Here is a 15,359-nt window from a genome sequence, read left to right as displayed (position 1 = left end):
GGATTGTTAGGCCTTCAAAAAGCCGAATAGGTGCAGGTACTCGGGACGTCTGGGAACCGCCGTCGTAAACATCAGAAGGAGAAGCCCACGTGCAGAGCTTCAACACCAAGGGCGCCGTTCGACTGGCCCTGATCGCCGCCGCGGCGCTGTCCATGACAGCCTGCGCGTCAAAGCCCAAGCCCCAGCCGACCGCTCCGACCGCGCCCGCGCCGTCGGCCCCCGCGCCGACGGACTCGGCCCCGGCTCCGGCGCCCGCGCCCGCCGGCGTGGTCCCGGGCTCGACCCAGGACTTCGTCGTCAATGTCGGCGATCGGGTCTATTTCGATCTCGACCAGTACGATATCCGCTCCGACGCCGCCCCGGTGCTGGACGCGCAGGCCGCATGGCTCGTGCGCTATCCCGCCGTTCAGGTCCGTATCGAAGGCAATGCCGACGAACGCGGCACCCGCGAATACAACCTCGCCCTCGGCTCGCGCCGGGCCAATTCGGTGCGCGAGCATCTGGTCAGCCGCGGCGTCGCCCCGAACCGCATCTCCACCGTGTCGTTCGGCAAGGAGCGCCCGATCGATCCGGGCACCAGCGAAGAGTCCTATCAACGCAACCGGAACGCCGCCACGGCGATCACCGGCGGTGCGCGCTAGTCCTAGAGCGTCCTGAACATGCGGGAGGGGGTCCCACCCGGGGCCCCCTCTTTGCGTTTCGCCTCGAACTCCCGTTTGCTGCGGGAGCCGCAATTCGGTCGCCCGAACCAGGTTAGAATGACGCCATGATCTTCCGCCGCCTCGCCCTGCCCCTCGCGCTCGCGCTGTTCTCCACCACCGCGCTCGCCCAGACCCCGATCGACCCGCTGGACGCCCGCGACGCGCGGCGTCTGGACCGCATGGAGCAGGTGATGCGCGAACTGCGCGCCATCGTCTTCCAGGGTCGCGACTCCGGCAAACCCGTGGTGATCCAGCCGGCCGAGACCGACTACCAGCTCCAAGAGCTGACGCGACGCCTGGGCGAGCTGGAGCAGAGCCTGACCCGCATCACCGGCGACCTCGAGACCGCCGCGCGCGACGGCGAGTTGGCCCGACGCGAGAACCAGGCCCTGAAGAGCCAGATTAAGAGCCTCTCCGACAAGATCGCCACGCTTGAAAACCGCGCCGCTGCGGCCGAGGCGCCGGTCGACGCCGGTCTGCCGGCTCCGGAGCTGTCCGGCGCGCCGCCGACCCAGACCGCCACCGAGACCTTCAACCAGGCACGGCAATTGATGCTGAGCGGCGACTATGACGGCGCCGAGACCGGCTTCCGCGCCTATGTCGCCCGCTATGGGGACAGCCTCAAGGCGCCTGAGGCGCGCTACTGGCTGGGCAAGACACTGTCGGCGCGCGCAGCGCACGCGGAGGCGGCTGGGGCCTATATCGGCGCGATCCGCGGCTGGCCTAGGACACCCTGGGCGCCAGACGCCGTGGTCGAGCTGGCCCGCGCCCTGATCCAGATCAAGAAGCCCGCTGACGCCTGCCAGACCCTCGCGGAGTTCTCGCGCCGCTACCCGAAGGCGCCGCCGGCCGTGCAGGGCCGCGCCGCCGCGGCGCGCAGCCAAGCCAAGTGCGCGGCCTAGCCCGCGCCCACGACGATCTCGGCTGCGGCGGCGTCCTCGACCGCCGCCTTCGCGCCGACAGCGACCGGCCCCTGGCCGTGGCCGTCTCCGGCGGCGGCGACTCCGTCGCCCTGGCCCTGCTCGCCGACGCCTGGGCCCGCGCGCACGGTCGCAGACTGTTGATCCTGACGGTCGACCATGGGCTCGGACCCCTGAGCCTTGACTGGACCCAGGCCTGCGCCAACCTCGCCGCCCGGCTAGGGGCGGGGTTCCAGGCGCTGAGCTGGACCGGCCGCAAGCCGTCGACCGGCCTGCCCGCAGCCGCGCGGGAGGCGCGACACCGGCTGATCGCCAACGCCGCGCGCCGGGCCGGAGCGCGGGTCGTGCTGATGGGTCACACGGCCGGTGATCGCGCCGAGGCTCAGGCCATGCGCGGCGCGGGCTCGACCACGCCCAGCCCGCGCGAGTGGGCCCCTTCCCCGGTCTGGCCGGAAGGCCGTGACGTCTTCCTCCTGCGCCCCCTGCTGGGCGCGGGGCGCGCCGAGATCCGCACCTGGCTCACCGCCCGCGGCGAGACCTGGATCGACGACCCAGCCAACGACGACCAGCGCTTCGCCCGCGCCAGGGCGCGACAGGCCCTGGCCGCCATGGCGCCGGTCTCACCCGATCCCGTCTTGGCGTCGGCCAGGCCAGCAGGGTTGGCCCTGGCCGTCCACGCTGATGTCGGCACGGGCCTGCTGACCCTGCCGCGCGACGCCCTGCGCCAGGGCGAGATCGCGGCTTTCGTCGGCGCGGCCTGCCTCTGCGCGGCGGGGGCCTCCCGACCGCCGCGCGGTGACCGAACCGCCCGACTGGCGCACCGGTTGCGGAGCGAGGAAACCTTCGCCGCCAGCCTGGCCGGGGCGCGCATCGAGGCCGGCGCCGCGGAGGTCCGGTTCCTGCGCGAGCCCGGCGAGATGACCCGGCGGGGCCTGGCGCCCCTCGAGGTTTCGCCAGGATGCGCGACGGTCTGGGACGGGCGCTTCGAGATCATCGCCGACCACGTGGTGGCGATCCGGCCGCTCGCGGGGTTCGCTGCGCGACTGTCGTCCCGCGAGCGCCAGGGTCTGGCCGGCCTGCCGCCCAGCGCCCGCCAGGGGCTGCCGGTCGTGGTCGACGGCGACCGCGTCGCCCTGGCCGCCGGCGTTGCCGGCGTCAGCGTCCGCGCCCTGGCCCAGGCCCGCCTGCTGGCCGCCTGCGGCGCGGTGGATCGCGAGCCCTAGGCGCAGAGCATATGCTCCACGCCCTTGACGATGGGATCGGCGAACCGTTTGCCGAGCAGGCTGGCGTGGTTGGCGCCGCGCACATGGTCCACATAGCCCCGCGTTGAGGCCAGGGCCGGGGCCACCTGCAGCCGCTTCAACGGCGCGGCGAACCGCTCGTCCCCGGCGGTGACCACGGCCACCGGCAGGTCAGGGTCGAAGGGCGCACGGCCCATCAGCGAGGTGCGCGGCCACTGCTGAACCTCCTCGGCCGCCCACTTGGTGTGACCCGCCGAACCATAGACGCGGCGCTTCTCGGCCGAGGCCTCGCCCTCCAGGCCGATCAGGTCGCCGATCACCAGGGAGACCGGCCGCATGAAGCCCGCCGCCGACCACATGCCGACCAGCCTCATCGCCCCGCGATAGGCGTTGACCGCCCCGGCCGTCGACTTGACCTCCATCGCCTCGGGCATGGCGGCGTCGACCAGCACCACCCCCAGGACCCGGTCGCGGTGGCGCGGGACGAAGACCCGAAGCAGCAGACCCGCCATGGAGTGGCCGACCATCACATAGGGCCCATGCTCGCCCAGGCGCGCCAGTAGCTGGCCAAGGTCGTCGGCGATGGCCGCCCCGTCGCGGGGCGCGGGGCCGGGATCGGAATAGCCCAGGCCGGCGCGATCATAGGCCAGGCTGGCCATTCCCTTGGCGGAGAGGCGGTCCTGCACCACCGCCCAGTCGGCGGCGCAACCGAAGGCGCCGCATTCCAGGACGATCAGCGGCCGGTCGCCGGCCGGGCCCGCTCGAACCGCGCGCAGGCGGCGTCCTCCGATGTCCACCAGTTCCCCCCGCGCGGGATGGAAGCCGGCGCCGGTCATGGGTCGATCTTGAGCATGGGGAGCAAATAGCCGAGTTTGCCCGGCGAGATCGAGGCGAGGGCGGCGGAAATGTTGCGGTTGATCCTGGGCGTGGTGCTGGGCGTGCTGGTGGGCATGGTGGTCACCGGCGTGGTCGAGGGCATGGGCCACACGATCTTCCCGCCGCCGCCGGGGGTGGACCTGACCGATCCGGCCCAGCTGGCGACGGTGATGTCGAAGATCCCGTTGGAGGCCAAGGGCGCCGTCCTCCTGGCCTGGTTCCTGGGCGTGCTGGCCGGGGCCTCGACGGGAAACCTGGTCGCCGGCCGCCGCGCCTGGGCTGGCCGGATCGTCGCGCTGGCCCTGTTCGCCTTCTCGGCCTGGACCATGTGGATGATCCCGCATCCGCTCTGGTTCATGCTCGCGGCGCCGGTGTTCGCCCTGGTCGCCGCCTACGCCGCGGAGCGTGCCTTCGGTCGGCCCCGCGCCTAGCCGGCGGTCGGGACGACCATCGGCCCCGGAGCCGAGGCGGTTGCGGTGGCCTCGACGCCGGATGTGTCGGCCGACTTGGCGGTGAAGGTCAGGGTCGCCCGCGGACGGTCCTCGGCCTCGGCCTTCTCTACCTTGCGCGGACCTTCCATGAGCGCGCGCTTGGTCTCCGGAACGAACGACACCTGGGCCACGCGCACCCGCTGCGAATAGCGGGCGGCGGTCCGCAGAGGCAGGTCTTCGGCCGTGGCGAACTCGCGCCCGATGAAGGCGACAGGGTTGAGGGGCCGTTCGTCCTGGCGAATCTCGAAGTGGACGTGCGGACCCGTGGAGGTTCCGCTGGAGCCGATCTTGCCGATCGCCCGGCCCCTCTGGACGGCGGCGCCAGGCTTGGCGTGCGGGTCGATGCGGCCCAGGTGGGCATAGAAGCTGACCAAGCCCTCGGCGTGCTTCACCTCGACGAAGCGGCCGTAGCTCGGGCTGTTCCCGGCGCGGGTGACGACCCCGTCCGCCACGGCCAGGACCGGCATGCCGACGGGGGCGGCGATGTCGACGCCCTCATGCAGCCGACCGTGCTTTTCCCACGGCATGCGGCGCAGGCCGAAGGGCGAGTTGACCTCATGCCCGGGCACCGGTTCGCCGCACTCGAACACCGCCGGCGGCGGCGGGGGCGCAACCGGGGCGGCGGCGGGCGCGACGGCCTGCGGCCGGGGCGCGCTCGGGGGCGGCGACAGGTCCGCGCCGGCCGCGTAGGCGGCGGTCACGGCGGTGAGGGTCACGCCGGCGGCCAGGGCAGCTTCGAGCCAAAAATGGCGCAAGCGGCCAAGCATGGCCGAGACAGTTGAATGCAAGAAATACCTCGTCCAGTACAGTCGAGCTTCTTATGGGTCCGCTAGAGGTCAAGCGGCCAAGCTTCGACGGTTCATCATCAAATCGGGGGGCTATGTGACGGGTCTTCTAGACCAAAACGTGGCGAAATAAACCATGCGGTCGAACGCATATTGCCGCGACCGACCATCAGGCTGGACTATACAGGCGATATTGGGCCTCAGAGTCAGAGGCTCTTGAGGATACCCTCGACCATCTTCTTGGCGTCCCCGAACAGCATCATGGTGTTGTCGCGGAAGAACAGTTCGTTCTCGACGCCGGCGTAACCGGAGGACATGCCGCGCTTCACGAACAGCACGGTGCGGGCCTTTTCCACGTCCAGGATCGGCATGCCGTAGATGGCGCTGGTCTTGTCGGTCTTGGCGGCCGGATTGGTGACGTCATTGGCGCCGATCACGAAGGCCACGTCGGCCACCGGAAACTCGGCGTTGATGTCCTCCAGTTCGAAGACCTCGTCATAGGGGACGTTGGCCTCGGCCAGCAGCACGTTCATGTGGCCCGGCATCCGGCCGGCGACCGGGTGGATGGCGTACTTCACCTCGACGCCCTCCTCCTTGAGCTTATCGGCCATTTCGCGGAGCGCATGCTGGGCCTGGGAGACGGCCATGCCGTAGCCCGGGACGATGATCACCTTCGAGGCATTCTTCATGATGAAGGCCGCGTCCTCGGCGGAACCCTGCTTGACGGGCCGGGTCTCGGCCTTGGCGCCGCCGGCCGCGGCGCTGTCATCGGCCCCGAACCCGCCCAGGATCACCGAGATGAAGCTGCGGTTCATGGCCTTGCACATGATGTAGCTGAGGATCGCGCCGGACGAGCCCACCAGGGCCCCGGTGATGATCAGGGTGACGTTCTCCAGCGTGAAGCCCAGCGCCGCCGCGGCCCAGCCGGAGTAGGAGTTCAGCATGGAGACCACGACGGGCATGTCGGCGCCGCCGATGGGGATGATCAGGGTGATCCCGACCAGTAGGCTGAGCGCGAAGATGCCCCAGAAGGCCCAGATGGCCTGGCCGCCGCTCATCACCAGCACCACCACCAGGGCGACGATGGCGAGCGCGATGAGGATGTTCAGCAGGTGGCGCGCGGGCAGCAATATCGGCGCGCCGCTCATATTGCCGTTCAGCTTGGCGAAGGCGATCACCGAGCCGGTGAAGGTCACAGCCCCGATGGCCAGGCCCAGGCTGAGCTCGATCAGCGAGTTGAGGTGGACCGTCCCGTCCTCGCCCATGATGCCGTAGGCGGCGGGGGTGTAGATGGCGGCCACGGCCACGAGGCAGGCGGCCATGCCGACCAGGCTGTGGAAGGCGGCGACCAGTTGCGGCATGGAGGTCATGGCGACCTTGCGGGCGATCACCGCGCCCACCGTGCCGCCGATGGCCACCCCACCCAGGATGAGGCCCAAGGTCAGCGCATCCAGCGCGCCCTGGCCCCAGAGGGTCAGCATCGCCGTGCCGACCGCGATGGCCATGCCGATCATGCCGTTGCGGTTGCCCGCCTGGCTGGTGGTGGGGCTGGAGAGGCCGCGCAGGGCCAGGATGAACAGGATCCCCGAGACGATGTAGGCGATGGCCGCGATATTGGCGTTCATGGGCCTATTTCGCCTTCTTCTTGTACATGGCCAGCATGCGGCGGACGACCAGGAAGCCGCCGAAGATGTTCACTGCGGCGAAGGCCGCGGCCACGGCGCCGGCCCCCTTGGAAATCATGATGCTGCCGGTGAGCGCCCCGCCGTTGGGGCTGTTGGCCGCAGCCGCCAGCAGGGCGCCGACAATGATCACCGAGGAGATGGCGTTGGTCACCGCCATCAGCGGCGTGTGCAGGGCGGGCGTCACGCTCCACACGACGTAGTAGCCGACAAAGATCGCCAGGACGAAGATCGCCAGGCGGAAGACGGTGGGATCGACAGCTTCCATCTTATCTCTCGGGATCAGGCGGTGAGCGCGGGATGGACGATCGCCCCGCCCTGGGTGACGAGGGCGGCCTTGAGGATCTCGTCCTCGTAGTCGGGGGCGAAGGCGCCGTCCTTGTCGAGGAAGAGACCGGCGAAGGCCATCAGGTTGCGGGCGTATAGCGCCGAGGCGTCGGCGGCCACGCGGCCGGGCAGGTTGGGAATGCCGAGGATCTTCACCCCGTTGGCCGTAACCGCCACCTCGCCCAGCTTGGCGCCGACCACGTTGCCGCCCTGCTCGACGGCCAGATCGACCAGGATCGAGCCCGGCTTCATGGTCGCCACCTGCTCGGCGCTGACCAGCTTGGGCGCCGGACGGCCGGGGATCAGCGCCGTAGTGATGACGATGTCCTGCTTGGCGATGTGGCTCGACACGAGTTCGGCCTGCTTGGCCTGATACTCGGGGCTCATCTCCTTGGCGTAGCCGCCGGCGGTCTGGGCGTTCTTGAACTCTTCGTCTTCGACGGCGAGAAATTTGGCGCCCAGGCTCTCGACCTGCTCCTTGGTGGCGGGCCGAACGTCCGTGGCGGTGACCACCGCGCCCAGCCGCCGCGCCGTGGCGATGGCCTGCAGGCCCGCGACGCCCACCCCCATGATGAACACCTTGGCCGCCGCGACGGTGCCGGCGGCGGTCATCATCATCGGGATGGCCTTGCCATAGGCCTCGGCGGCTTCGATCACCGCGCGGTAGCCGGCGAGGTTGGCCTGGGAGGACAGCACGTCCATCACCTGGGCCCGGGTGATCCGCGGCACGAACTCCATGGCGAAGGCCGTGGCGCCCTTGGCGGCCAGCGCCTTCAGCGCGTCCTTGTCCTGGTGCGGATTGAGCGTCGCCACCACGATGGCGCCGGACTTCAGCGCGGCGACCTCCTCGTCGACCGGCGCACGGACCTTGAACAGGATGTCGGCCTTGCCGATGGCGTCCTTGGCGCTCTTGGCCAGGGTCGCTCCGGCGGCCGCGTAGTCGGCGTCCTGGAAGGAGGCGGCCGTCCCGGCGCCCGCCTCGACCACCACCGAGAACCCTGACGCGATCAGCTTCTTCACCGTCTCCGGGGTGGCGGCCACGCGTGTCTCGGCGGCGCGGCGTTCCTTGGTGACGGCGATGACGGCCATGCGCTTACGGTCCCCCTGAAACCCGACGAAAGCCGGGGGACCATACGGGGGGCGATCACGGCTTGTCCAGGGACCTAACGGTGACTTTCGAACAACTGTTTGAAGTGCATGGCGACATACCACACGCCCGCTCCGACGAGGGCGGAACGGTGGTGCGGAACAGACGTGCGGGGCGGATCGGCCCTAGTGCTCGGGCGTTTCGTGCTCGCGCATCACCAGGAAGCCGCCGACGCTGACCACCAGGCCGGTGATGAAGCTGCCTATGAAGCCGGTGTCGGTGCAGAACCAGAGCGTGATGAAGATCAACAGGGCGGCCAGGGCCAGGGAGCCCCACTTCGCCATCATCACGAACAGATGGTAGGTCGAGGTCTGTTCCTGAATTTCCATCTCGCCGCGGTGGTACTCGGAAGCCATGGGCGGGCCGTCTCTCTTCTCGAAATAAAACCTGTTGAGGCCGGGACTACACGAACCGGCCGCCGGGCTCAAGCCGGCCAGACCGCCAGCATGGCGCGCAGGGCGGCCACCAGGGCCAGGGGCTGGTCGACCATGATGTGGTGGGCCGAATCGGGGATGGCGATCTCGACGATGTCGTCGGGCAGCGGACTGGACTGGCCCTCCGCGCGGCGGGACATCACCATCGAGCGTTCGCCGTAGATGTGGGCCATGGGCACGGCGACCTTGGGCTTGCCCTCGGTGGTCATGCCCATCATGGCGCTGCGGTCCAGCTTGTTCCACATGTTGGGGTCGAACCGCCAGGTCCAGCCCTCCCCCGAGCCATCCTCCAACGGAGCCCGCTTCAGGGAGCGGCGGGCGATGAAGTCGGCCACGAACAGGTTCCCGGCCACCTGGGGCGGCATGAACCGGAACCGGGCGAGCGCGGCCTCGATGGTGGGATAGACCCGGCTGGCTCGATCGGCGGTGGGGATGTTTCGGACCTGCTGGCGCTGGGCCTCCAGCATCCGCTTGCCCTCGGGCGAGTCCGGCGGCGGTCCGCCGAAGCCGACATCCACCAGAATCGCCGCGTGCATCCGCTCGGGATGCTTGGCCGCGGCGAAGAACACCTGAGAGCCGCCGAAGGAATGCCCGATATAGACCGGCTTGCGCCCGCCCTCGTACAGACCGGCGGCTCGGGCGCAAGCCTCGGCGTCCTCGGCGAAGTCGTCAAAGGCGTAGGTGTCGCGCCAGTCGGAAGCGCCCATCCCGGCCAGGGACATGGAGGCGACTCGATAGTCGGTGGCCAGCAGCGGGGCGATGAAGCTCCACCACTCGGCGTGGGCGGAGTTGCCGTGCGCCAGCAGCAGGCCGGGTTTGCCGACCTCGCCCCAGGTCAGGAGTTCCAGCCTGGTGCCCAGCGACTCCACGAAGGTTCGCTCGGGTTCCTGGGCGATGGCGTCCCGGAACCACGTCGGCGCGTCGGGCTCCTGACCGCGGAAGGGCGCGAGCGGCGCCTGGACCTCCGGCGGCAGGGCGCCGGGCTCGGAGTGGATCGGACGGTCGTCGTAGCCGACGGGCGCGCCTTCCTTGATCGCCGGATCCAAAGCCATCTACGCCACCCCTCGAACTTCCCGCTCGCCCGGCTTGCGCACGATGGAGCGGATACCCTTGTAGACGCCGGTGCCGGTGATCAGAGTGCGCTCGCCGCACCAGATCCGGCCGCGGACGGTGAAGACGTCGTCCTGCTCGGCGATGATCTCGCTGGTCCCCTCCACCCAGTCGCCCATATGGGCGCCGGAAAGGAAATCGGTGGTCACGCGCACGGTCACCCAGCCGATCTCGCGCTGGTTGGAGATCACCCGGCCCCAGGCCATGTCGGCGAAACTCATCAGCATGCCGCCATGGCAATTGTTCATGCCGTTGGCGTGGTGCTCCTCCACGCGGAAGGCCATGACCTCCGCGTTCGCCGCCTCGTCGCGCTTCGAATAGAACGGACCGACCGTGCGGCCGAAGCCGCGCTGCCAGAGATTGATGACATAGCCGTCTGGAACGACGGCGGCCTGCTCTTCGGTCAGATCGTCGGACATGGCGCAAGGTGACTAACGTCCGTTTGAAAAATGGCAAGCGGCGAAAGGGCGCGCCGAGACTGGCCTCTGCGGACCATGCCGACCCTTACGGCGCCGCTGCTGCGAGCCCGTGCCCGGTAACTCCCCAATTGCGCAAAATAATCCTCCGGATCGGCTTGTTTCCGGCAAGCTCTGTGGTGTCTTATCGCCAGTAAGAGCCTGTGGGGATTTCCGGGATGAGAAGAGTTTGGACGGCGGTCGCGCTGATCGCGGCCACGGCCCTGGGCGGGTGCGCCACGGCCGCCGCGCCCACCAAGAAACCCACCGGGGAGAGCGCCAAGGCGCGCCCCCTGGCCAAGGGCCTGGACGCCGCCAACAATGGCGATCCCTACGCCTCCACCTACCGCCCACTGCCGTCGCGGCCGACCGCCTTGGTCGGCGCCAGCGTCTTCACCGGGACCGGCGGCCTGATCGAGAACGGCACGGTGCTGATGCGCGAAGGCAAGGTCGAGGCGGTGGGCGCGGGCCTGGCCGCTCCAGCCGGTTACGAGTTGGTCGACGCCCGCGGCAAGTACGTGACCCCGGGCCTGATCGACACTCACTCCCACCTCGGCGTCTATCCCTCTCCGGCTGTGCCCGCCCACTCCGACGGCAATGAGCTGACAGATCCCAACACCGCCGGGGTCTGGGCCGAGCACTCGGTCTGGCCGCAGGACCCGGGCTTCAATCTGGCCCGCTCCGGGGGCGTGACCACCATCATGGTGCTGCCGGGGTCCGGCAATCTGATCGGCGGCCGCTCCGTCACCCTGCGCAACGTGCCGGCCCGCACCACTCAGGACATGAAGTATCCCGGCGCGCCCTACGGCCTGAAGATGGCCTGCGGCGAGAACCCCAAGCGGGTCTATGGCGGCCGCACCCGCGCGCCCTCGACCCGGATGGGCAATGTGGCCGGCTACCGCACCGCCTGGATCAACGCGGCCGACTACGGCCGCAAGTGGGACGACTACCGCGCCAAGGCCGATCGTGGAGAGAAAGCCGATCCGCCCAAGCGCGACCTGCAGCTCGACACCCTGGTGGGCGTGCTGAAAGGCGAAATCCTGGTGGAGAACCACTGCTACCGGGCCGACGAGATGATCCAGATGATCGGGGTCGCCCAGGAGTTCGGCTACAAGATCACCGCCTTCCACCACGCCTCGGAGGCCTACAAGGTCGCCGACATCCTGGCGAAGAACGACATCTGCACCGCCACCTGGGCCAACTGGTGGGGCTCGAAGCTGGAAGCCTGGGACGGCATTGAGGCCAATGCGGCCCTCGTCCACGCCGCCGGCGGCTGCGCGATCATCAAGTCCGACGACCCCGACGTCATCCAGCGCCTGAACCAGGAAGCCGCCGAGGCGCTCGCCGCCGGCCGCGCGGGAGGCCTCACGATCAGCGAGGCCGAGGCGATGACGTGGATCACCGCCAACCCGGCCAAGGCGCTGGGCCTCACCGACACCGGCGCCCTGGAGCCCGGCAAGCGGGCCGACGTGGTGCTGTGGGACAAGAACCCCTTCTCGATCTATGCCCGCGCGGAGCGGGTCTATCTGGACGGCGCGATCGCCTACGACCGCAAGGACCCGCGCTACCAGCCCAAGTCTGACTTCGAACTCGGCCAGGGGGCCAACCGCTGATGCGTACCCTATCCGTCAGCCTCGCGGCCCTGACCCTCGCCGCCTTCGCCTCGACCGGCCACGCCCAGAACCTGGCGATCACCAATGCGCGGATACTCACCGCCGGTCCGGCGGGCGAGATCGCCAACGGGACCATCCTGGTGGTGGGCGGCAAGATCACCGCCGTTGCAGGCGCCGACAAGGCGCTGTCGATCGCCTCGGGCATCCCCGTCATCGACGCCAAGGGCGCAACCGTGACGCCGGGCCTGGTGGCGACCAATACCCTGCTGGGCGCCGTGGAGGTCCGTTCGCTGGGCGACGACCTCACCGTCGACAACCCAGACATCGGCGCGTCCTTCGACGTCCAGTACGCGCTCAACCCGGACTCCACCCTGATCCCGGTGGCGCGGCTGGCCGGCATCACCCGGGCCATCGTCACGCCCATCCCGGCGCGGGGCGGCGGAGGCGGCGAGCACGCCGACGACGGCGGCGAGGCCGAGCAGTACACGGCCGGCGGCGGCGGGGATTCCAAGTCCCACGCCCTGTTCGCCGGCCAGGCAGCGGTGATCCACCTGGCCGACGGACCCGACATCCTGGTCAAACCGAAGGTCGGCATGGTGGTGCCCTTCGGCGACGGCGGAGCCAAGGTGGCCGGCGGCGCGCGCGGGGCCGAGATCGTGGCGCTGAAGGCCGCCTTCCGCGACGTGCGCGACTACATGCGCGACAAAGCCGCCTATGACCGGGCCGGGGTGCGCGACCTGGCCCTGTCCAAGGCCGATCTCGAGGCCTTGATCCCCGTGATCCAGGGCCGAATGCCGATCATCGCGTCGGCGCACAAGGTCTCCGACATCCGCGCGGTGCTGAAATTCGCCCGCGAGGAAGGGGTCAAGCTGATCCTCAGCGGCGCCGAAGAGGGCTGGATGGCCGCCCGCGAGATCGCCGCGGCCGGGGTTCCCGTCCTGACCGATCCGCTGAGCGACCGGCCTGAGAGCTTCGAGTTGCTGGCCTCCACCCTGGAGAACGCCGCGCGCCTGCAGGCTGCGGGCGTAATGGTCGCCATCGAGGGGTCGGGCGGCGCCCACCGGGTGCGGGAGATGCGCTACAACGCCGGCAACGCGGTGGCCTATGGCATGCCCTATTCAGCGGCCCTGGCGGCGGTGACGATCAATCCAGCCAGGATTTTCGGGGTGTCCGACACCATCGGCTCCATTGAGGCCGGCAAGGACGCCGACCTGGTGATCTGGACCGGCGACCCGCTCGAGCCGCTCTCCCAGGCCACGGCGGTATACATCAAGGGCGTGAGCCAGCCGATGACCTCGCGGCAGACCGAGCTGCGGGATCGCTACAAGACCCTCAACGGCCCCTATCCGGCAGCGTACCCAAAGTAGGGGTTAAGGCTTCAATGTCCGAGCCGCGAGCGTCGCCTCGCCGCGCAGGGTCATCGTCTCCGCCGACGTCCCGACGGCCACCGCGACCACGCCTGCCGCGATGCGCCAGCCGGGCAGGCTGACATCGTAGCTCGCCAGCAGGCGCGGATCGGCGGTCACGGTCACCCGGCGGGTCTCGCCCGCGGCCAGGGCCACGCGCGACCAGCCGATGAGCCGCGGTCCGCCGGCCACAGTCGCATAGACCTGCGGCGTGTCGATCCCGGCCCGGTCGCCGATATTGGTGACGTCAAAGCTCACGGTCAGGGTCTCGCCGCCCTCGACGGTCAGCCCCGAATAGCCGAACCGCGAATAGGAGAGGCCGAAACCGAACGGGAACCGGGTCGGCTTGCCGGCCCGGGCGAACCAGCGATAGCCGACGTCGGCGCCCTCCGGGTGCTCCACGGAGAAGCGGCCCTTGTGCTGCTGCACGCCCGGGAAGGAGGTGGGGATGGTCTTCCCCTCCACCGGCGGGCCGAAGATCATGCCGGGGATCTGAGGCCGGACCAGGTCGTCGGTGGAGCGCGGGAAGCTGATCGGCAGGCGGCCCGAGGGATTGACCTCGCCCGTGAGGACCCGGGCGATGGCCTCGCCGCCGCGCACGCCGGGATACCAGGCCTGCAGCAGGGCGGCGACCTCATCCAGCCACGGCGTCAGGACCGGTGTCCCGGTCTCCAGCACCACCACGGTCTTCACCCCCGTCGCCGCCACGGCGGCGATCAAGGCGTCCTGGCCGCCCGGCAGGCTGAGCGTCGGCAGGTCCTCGGCCTCGGTGCACCACTGGTCGGCAAAGACGATGGCCACGTCGGCGTCGCGGGCGGCTTCGGCGGCGGTCACGGGATCGGTCCCGGCGTCATAGGACACGGCGACATTGCCCAGCAGGCCCCGCAGGGCGGCCAGCGGCGCGGAGGGATGGTAGGTGATCCGCGAGAAGGCCGAGGACGGCCCCATGGTCACCGGGATCTCCAGCCCCTGTTCGCCCGGCGCGATCACCTGGGACGAGCCACCGCCGGACAGCACGCCCACATCGGCATGGGCTCCGATCAACGCCACCTTGCGGACGCCCGAGAGCGGCAGGACGCCGTCGTTCTTCAGCAGCACGATACCGGCCTCGGCGGCGGCCTGGGCCACCTTGGCGTTGGCTTCGTAGTCGGTCTCGCGCCGCTCGGCGGGCCGGTCGAATACCCCGTGGGCGATCAGGCTGCGCAGGATGCGGTGGACCATGTTCGCGAGCCGCTCGAACGGCACCTCGCCCTGCTGCACCGCCTCCTTCAGCAGCTCACCGAAGAAGACCTGCTTGTCGAGTTGCTCGCCGCTCTCCTGATCGAGGCCGGCCAGGGCCGCCTTGGCCGTGGTGTGCACCGCCCCCCAGTCGCTCATCACCCAGCCGGGGTAGGCCCAGTCGGCTTTCAGCACCTGGTTCAGCAGGAAGTCGTTCTCTCCGGCCCATTCGCCGTTGACCCGGTTATAGGCGCACATGACCGAGCCTGGATCGCCACGCTCGATGGCGATCTGGAAGGCCAATAGGTCGCTCTCGCGTAAGGCACCCTCGTCGATGCGGGCGTCCACCACGTGGCGGCAGGTCTCCTGGTCGTTGAGCGCGAAGTGCTTCAGCGTGCAGACGATGTCGTTGGACTGGGCGCCGCGGATCGCCTCGCCGGCCAGCACCCCGGACAGCAGCGGATCCTCGCCCAGATATTCGAAATTGCGCCCGCAGCGCGGCTCCCGGGTCAGGTTGGCGCCGCCGCCCAGCAGCACGTTGAAGCCCTTGTCGCGGGCCTCGGAGCCGACCATGGCCCCGGCGGCGTAGGCCAGCTCCGGATCCCAGGTGGAGGCGAGCGCCAGGCCCGACGGCAGGCCGGTGGCGCCGTCTCCGGGGCGGACCTTGCGCGGGTTGGCGATCCCAAGGCTGGCGTCCGTCTCATTCAGCGGCGGGATGCCCAGGCGCGCCACGCCGGGGATGTAGCCCGCTCCCATCGCCGCGTCGGCCGGCGGGGAAGAGACCAGGGCCGGCATGGGGCCGTGGACCAAGGAGATCATCTCGTCGAGGGTCAGCTCGGCGATCAGCAGCTCGGCCCGCGCGTCTGGCGACAGGGCCGTGTTCATCCAGGGCTGCATGTGGGTCGTCTCCTGAAGCGCGATTGCGCTGGACGCTAGCCAGTTTGGGCGTCGAG

At 69.9% G+C, this 15,359-nt stretch carries 15 protein-coding genes; 6 read left to right on the top strand and 9 right to left on the bottom strand.

The window, feature by feature from the left end:
* The first annotated feature begins 152 nt into the window (after window positions 1–152).
* From pal to tilS, 3 genes are all read left to right on the top strand, one after another.
* The gene (gene pal, locus M9M90_RS03070) at window positions 153–641 is read left to right on the top strand and encodes a peptidoglycan-associated lipoprotein Pal (RefSeq protein WP_254837209.1); all 489 of its coding nucleotides are present in this window, start codon (window positions 153–155) and stop codon (window positions 639–641) included.
* Between the two features lie 125 nt (window positions 642–766).
* On the top strand, window positions 767–1,603 hold the full coding sequence (gene ybgF / locus M9M90_RS03065; RefSeq protein ID WP_254835697.1) for a tol-pal system protein YbgF: 837 nt from the start codon (window positions 767–769) through the stop codon (window positions 1,601–1,603).
* Complete coding sequence (gene tilS / locus M9M90_RS03060; protein ID WP_254835696.1) at window positions 1,591–2,844, top strand: tRNA lysidine(34) synthetase TilS; 1,254 nt, start codon at window positions 1,591–1,593, stop codon at window positions 2,842–2,844. Before ybgF ends, tilS begins: the two co-directional genes overlap by 13 nt.
* Here tilS and M9M90_RS03055 read toward each other — a convergent pair.
* The gene (locus M9M90_RS03055; RefSeq protein WP_254835695.1) at window positions 2,841–3,698 is read right to left on the bottom strand and encodes an alpha/beta fold hydrolase; all 858 of its coding nucleotides are present in this window, start codon (window positions 3,696–3,698) and stop codon (window positions 2,841–2,843) included. The two genes, tilS and M9M90_RS03055, sit on opposite strands and share 4 nt — an antisense overlap.
* A 69-nt stretch (window positions 3,699–3,767) precedes the next feature.
* On the opposite strand from M9M90_RS03055, the gene M9M90_RS03050 reads away from it, so the two are divergent.
* Complete coding sequence (locus M9M90_RS03050; protein ID WP_254835694.1) at window positions 3,768–4,169, top strand: hypothetical protein; 402 nt, start codon at window positions 3,768–3,770, stop codon at window positions 4,167–4,169.
* Here the strand turns inward: M9M90_RS03050 and M9M90_RS03045 are convergent.
* The 7 genes from M9M90_RS03045 to M9M90_RS03015 all read right to left on the bottom strand — a co-directional run bounded on the left by M9M90_RS03045 (window position 4,166) and on the right by M9M90_RS03015 (window position 10,133).
* Window positions 4,166–4,984 carry a M23 family metallopeptidase gene (locus M9M90_RS03045; RefSeq protein WP_254835693.1) on the bottom strand — a complete coding sequence of 273 codons (819 nt, stop codon included), beginning with the start codon at window positions 4,982–4,984 and terminating at the stop codon, window positions 4,166–4,168. The two genes, M9M90_RS03050 and M9M90_RS03045, sit on opposite strands and share 4 nt — an antisense overlap.
* Window positions 4,985–5,220: 236 nt before the next feature.
* Entirely contained in the window at window positions 5,221–6,639 is a 1,419-nt protein-coding gene (locus tag M9M90_RS03040; RefSeq protein WP_254835692.1) for an NAD(P)(+) transhydrogenase (Re/Si-specific) subunit beta, read from the bottom strand.
* Window positions 6,640–6,643: 4 nt separating this feature from the next.
* The gene (locus M9M90_RS03035) at window positions 6,644–6,964 is read right to left on the bottom strand and encodes a proton-translocating transhydrogenase family protein (protein WP_254835691.1); all 321 of its coding nucleotides are present in this window, start codon (window positions 6,962–6,964) and stop codon (window positions 6,644–6,646) included.
* Between the two features lie 14 nt (window positions 6,965–6,978).
* Entirely contained in the window at window positions 6,979–8,112 is a 1,134-nt protein-coding gene (locus M9M90_RS03030; protein ID WP_254835690.1) for a Re/Si-specific NAD(P)(+) transhydrogenase subunit alpha, read from the bottom strand.
* Between the two features lie 183 nt (window positions 8,113–8,295).
* Window positions 8,296–8,526, bottom strand: coding sequence for an aa3-type cytochrome c oxidase subunit IV (locus tag M9M90_RS03025; protein WP_254835689.1), 231 nt, complete (start codon window positions 8,524–8,526; stop codon window positions 8,296–8,298).
* Between the two features lie 68 nt (window positions 8,527–8,594).
* On the bottom strand, window positions 8,595–9,656 hold the full coding sequence (locus tag M9M90_RS03020) for an alpha/beta fold hydrolase (protein ID WP_254835688.1): 1,062 nt from the start codon (window positions 9,654–9,656) through the stop codon (window positions 8,595–8,597).
* The gene (locus M9M90_RS03015; RefSeq protein ID WP_254835687.1) at window positions 9,657–10,133 is read right to left on the bottom strand and encodes a PaaI family thioesterase; all 477 of its coding nucleotides are present in this window, start codon (window positions 10,131–10,133) and stop codon (window positions 9,657–9,659) included.
* Between the two features lie 215 nt (window positions 10,134–10,348).
* Between M9M90_RS03015 and M9M90_RS03010 the strand changes: the two genes are divergently transcribed.
* Both M9M90_RS03010 and M9M90_RS03005 read left to right on the top strand, forming a co-directional pair.
* Window positions 10,349–11,782 carry an amidohydrolase gene (locus M9M90_RS03010; protein ID WP_254835686.1) on the top strand — a complete coding sequence of 478 codons (1,434 nt, stop codon included), beginning with the start codon at window positions 10,349–10,351 and terminating at the stop codon, window positions 11,780–11,782.
* A complete protein-coding gene (locus M9M90_RS03005) occupies window positions 11,782–13,149 on the top strand; it encodes an amidohydrolase family protein (protein WP_254835685.1) in 1,368 nt (455 codons plus the stop codon). The genes M9M90_RS03010 and M9M90_RS03005 overlap by 1 nt, the downstream gene beginning before the upstream one ends.
* Window positions 13,150–13,152: 3 nt before the next feature.
* On the opposite strand, the gene M9M90_RS03000 is transcribed toward M9M90_RS03005, so the two are convergent.
* On the bottom strand, window positions 13,153–15,303 hold the full coding sequence (locus M9M90_RS03000) for a beta-glucosidase (RefSeq protein ID WP_254835684.1): 2,151 nt from the start codon (window positions 15,301–15,303) through the stop codon (window positions 13,153–13,155).
* Window positions 15,304–15,359: the final 56 nt, after the last annotated feature.

Origin of the sequence: Phenylobacterium sp. LH3H17, assembly GCF_024298925.1 — a bacterium.
Lineage (GTDB): Bacteria > Pseudomonadota > Alphaproteobacteria > Caulobacterales > Caulobacteraceae > Phenylobacterium.
Note: the sequence above shows the minus strand (reverse complement) of the source record. Positions and strands in the feature narration are given on the sequence as shown.

Excerpts from the sequence above, each read along its gene's own strand:
- pal (WP_254837209.1), top strand. The coding sequence starts at position 153 with ATGACAGCCTGCGCGTCAAAGCCCAAGCCCCAGCCGACCGCTCCGACC.
- M9M90_RS03015 (WP_254835687.1), bottom strand. The coding sequence starts at position 10,133 with ATGTCCGACGATCTGACCGAAGAGCAGGCCGCCGTCGTTCCAGACGGC.
- M9M90_RS03000 (WP_254835684.1), bottom strand. The coding sequence starts at position 15,303 with ATGCAGCCCTGGATGAACACGGCCCTGTCGCCAGACGCGCGGGCCGAG.
- M9M90_RS03030 (WP_254835690.1), bottom strand. The coding sequence starts at position 8,112 with ATGGCCGTCATCGCCGTCACCAAGGAACGCCGCGCCGCCGAGACACGC.
- M9M90_RS03020 (WP_254835688.1), bottom strand. The coding sequence starts at position 9,656 with ATGGCTTTGGATCCGGCGATCAAGGAAGGCGCGCCCGTCGGCTACGAC.
- M9M90_RS03055 (WP_254835695.1), bottom strand. The coding sequence starts at position 3,698 with ATGACCGGCGCCGGCTTCCATCCCGCGCGGGGGGAACTGGTGGACATC.
- M9M90_RS03035 (WP_254835691.1), bottom strand. The coding sequence starts at position 6,964 with ATGGAAGCTGTCGATCCCACCGTCTTCCGCCTGGCGATCTTCGTCCTG.
- M9M90_RS03040 (WP_254835692.1), bottom strand. The coding sequence starts at position 6,639 with ATGAACGCCAATATCGCGGCCATCGCCTACATCGTCTCGGGGATCCTG.
- ybgF (WP_254835697.1), top strand. The coding sequence starts at position 767 with ATGATCTTCCGCCGCCTCGCCCTGCCCCTCGCGCTCGCGCTGTTCTCC.
- M9M90_RS03010 (WP_254835686.1), top strand. The coding sequence starts at position 10,349 with ATGAGAAGAGTTTGGACGGCGGTCGCGCTGATCGCGGCCACGGCCCTG.
- M9M90_RS03050 (WP_254835694.1), top strand. The coding sequence starts at position 3,768 with ATGTTGCGGTTGATCCTGGGCGTGGTGCTGGGCGTGCTGGTGGGCATG.
- M9M90_RS03005 (WP_254835685.1), top strand. The coding sequence starts at position 11,782 with ATGCGTACCCTATCCGTCAGCCTCGCGGCCCTGACCCTCGCCGCCTTC.
- M9M90_RS03025 (WP_254835689.1), bottom strand. The coding sequence starts at position 8,526 with ATGGCTTCCGAGTACCACCGCGGCGAGATGGAAATTCAGGAACAGACC.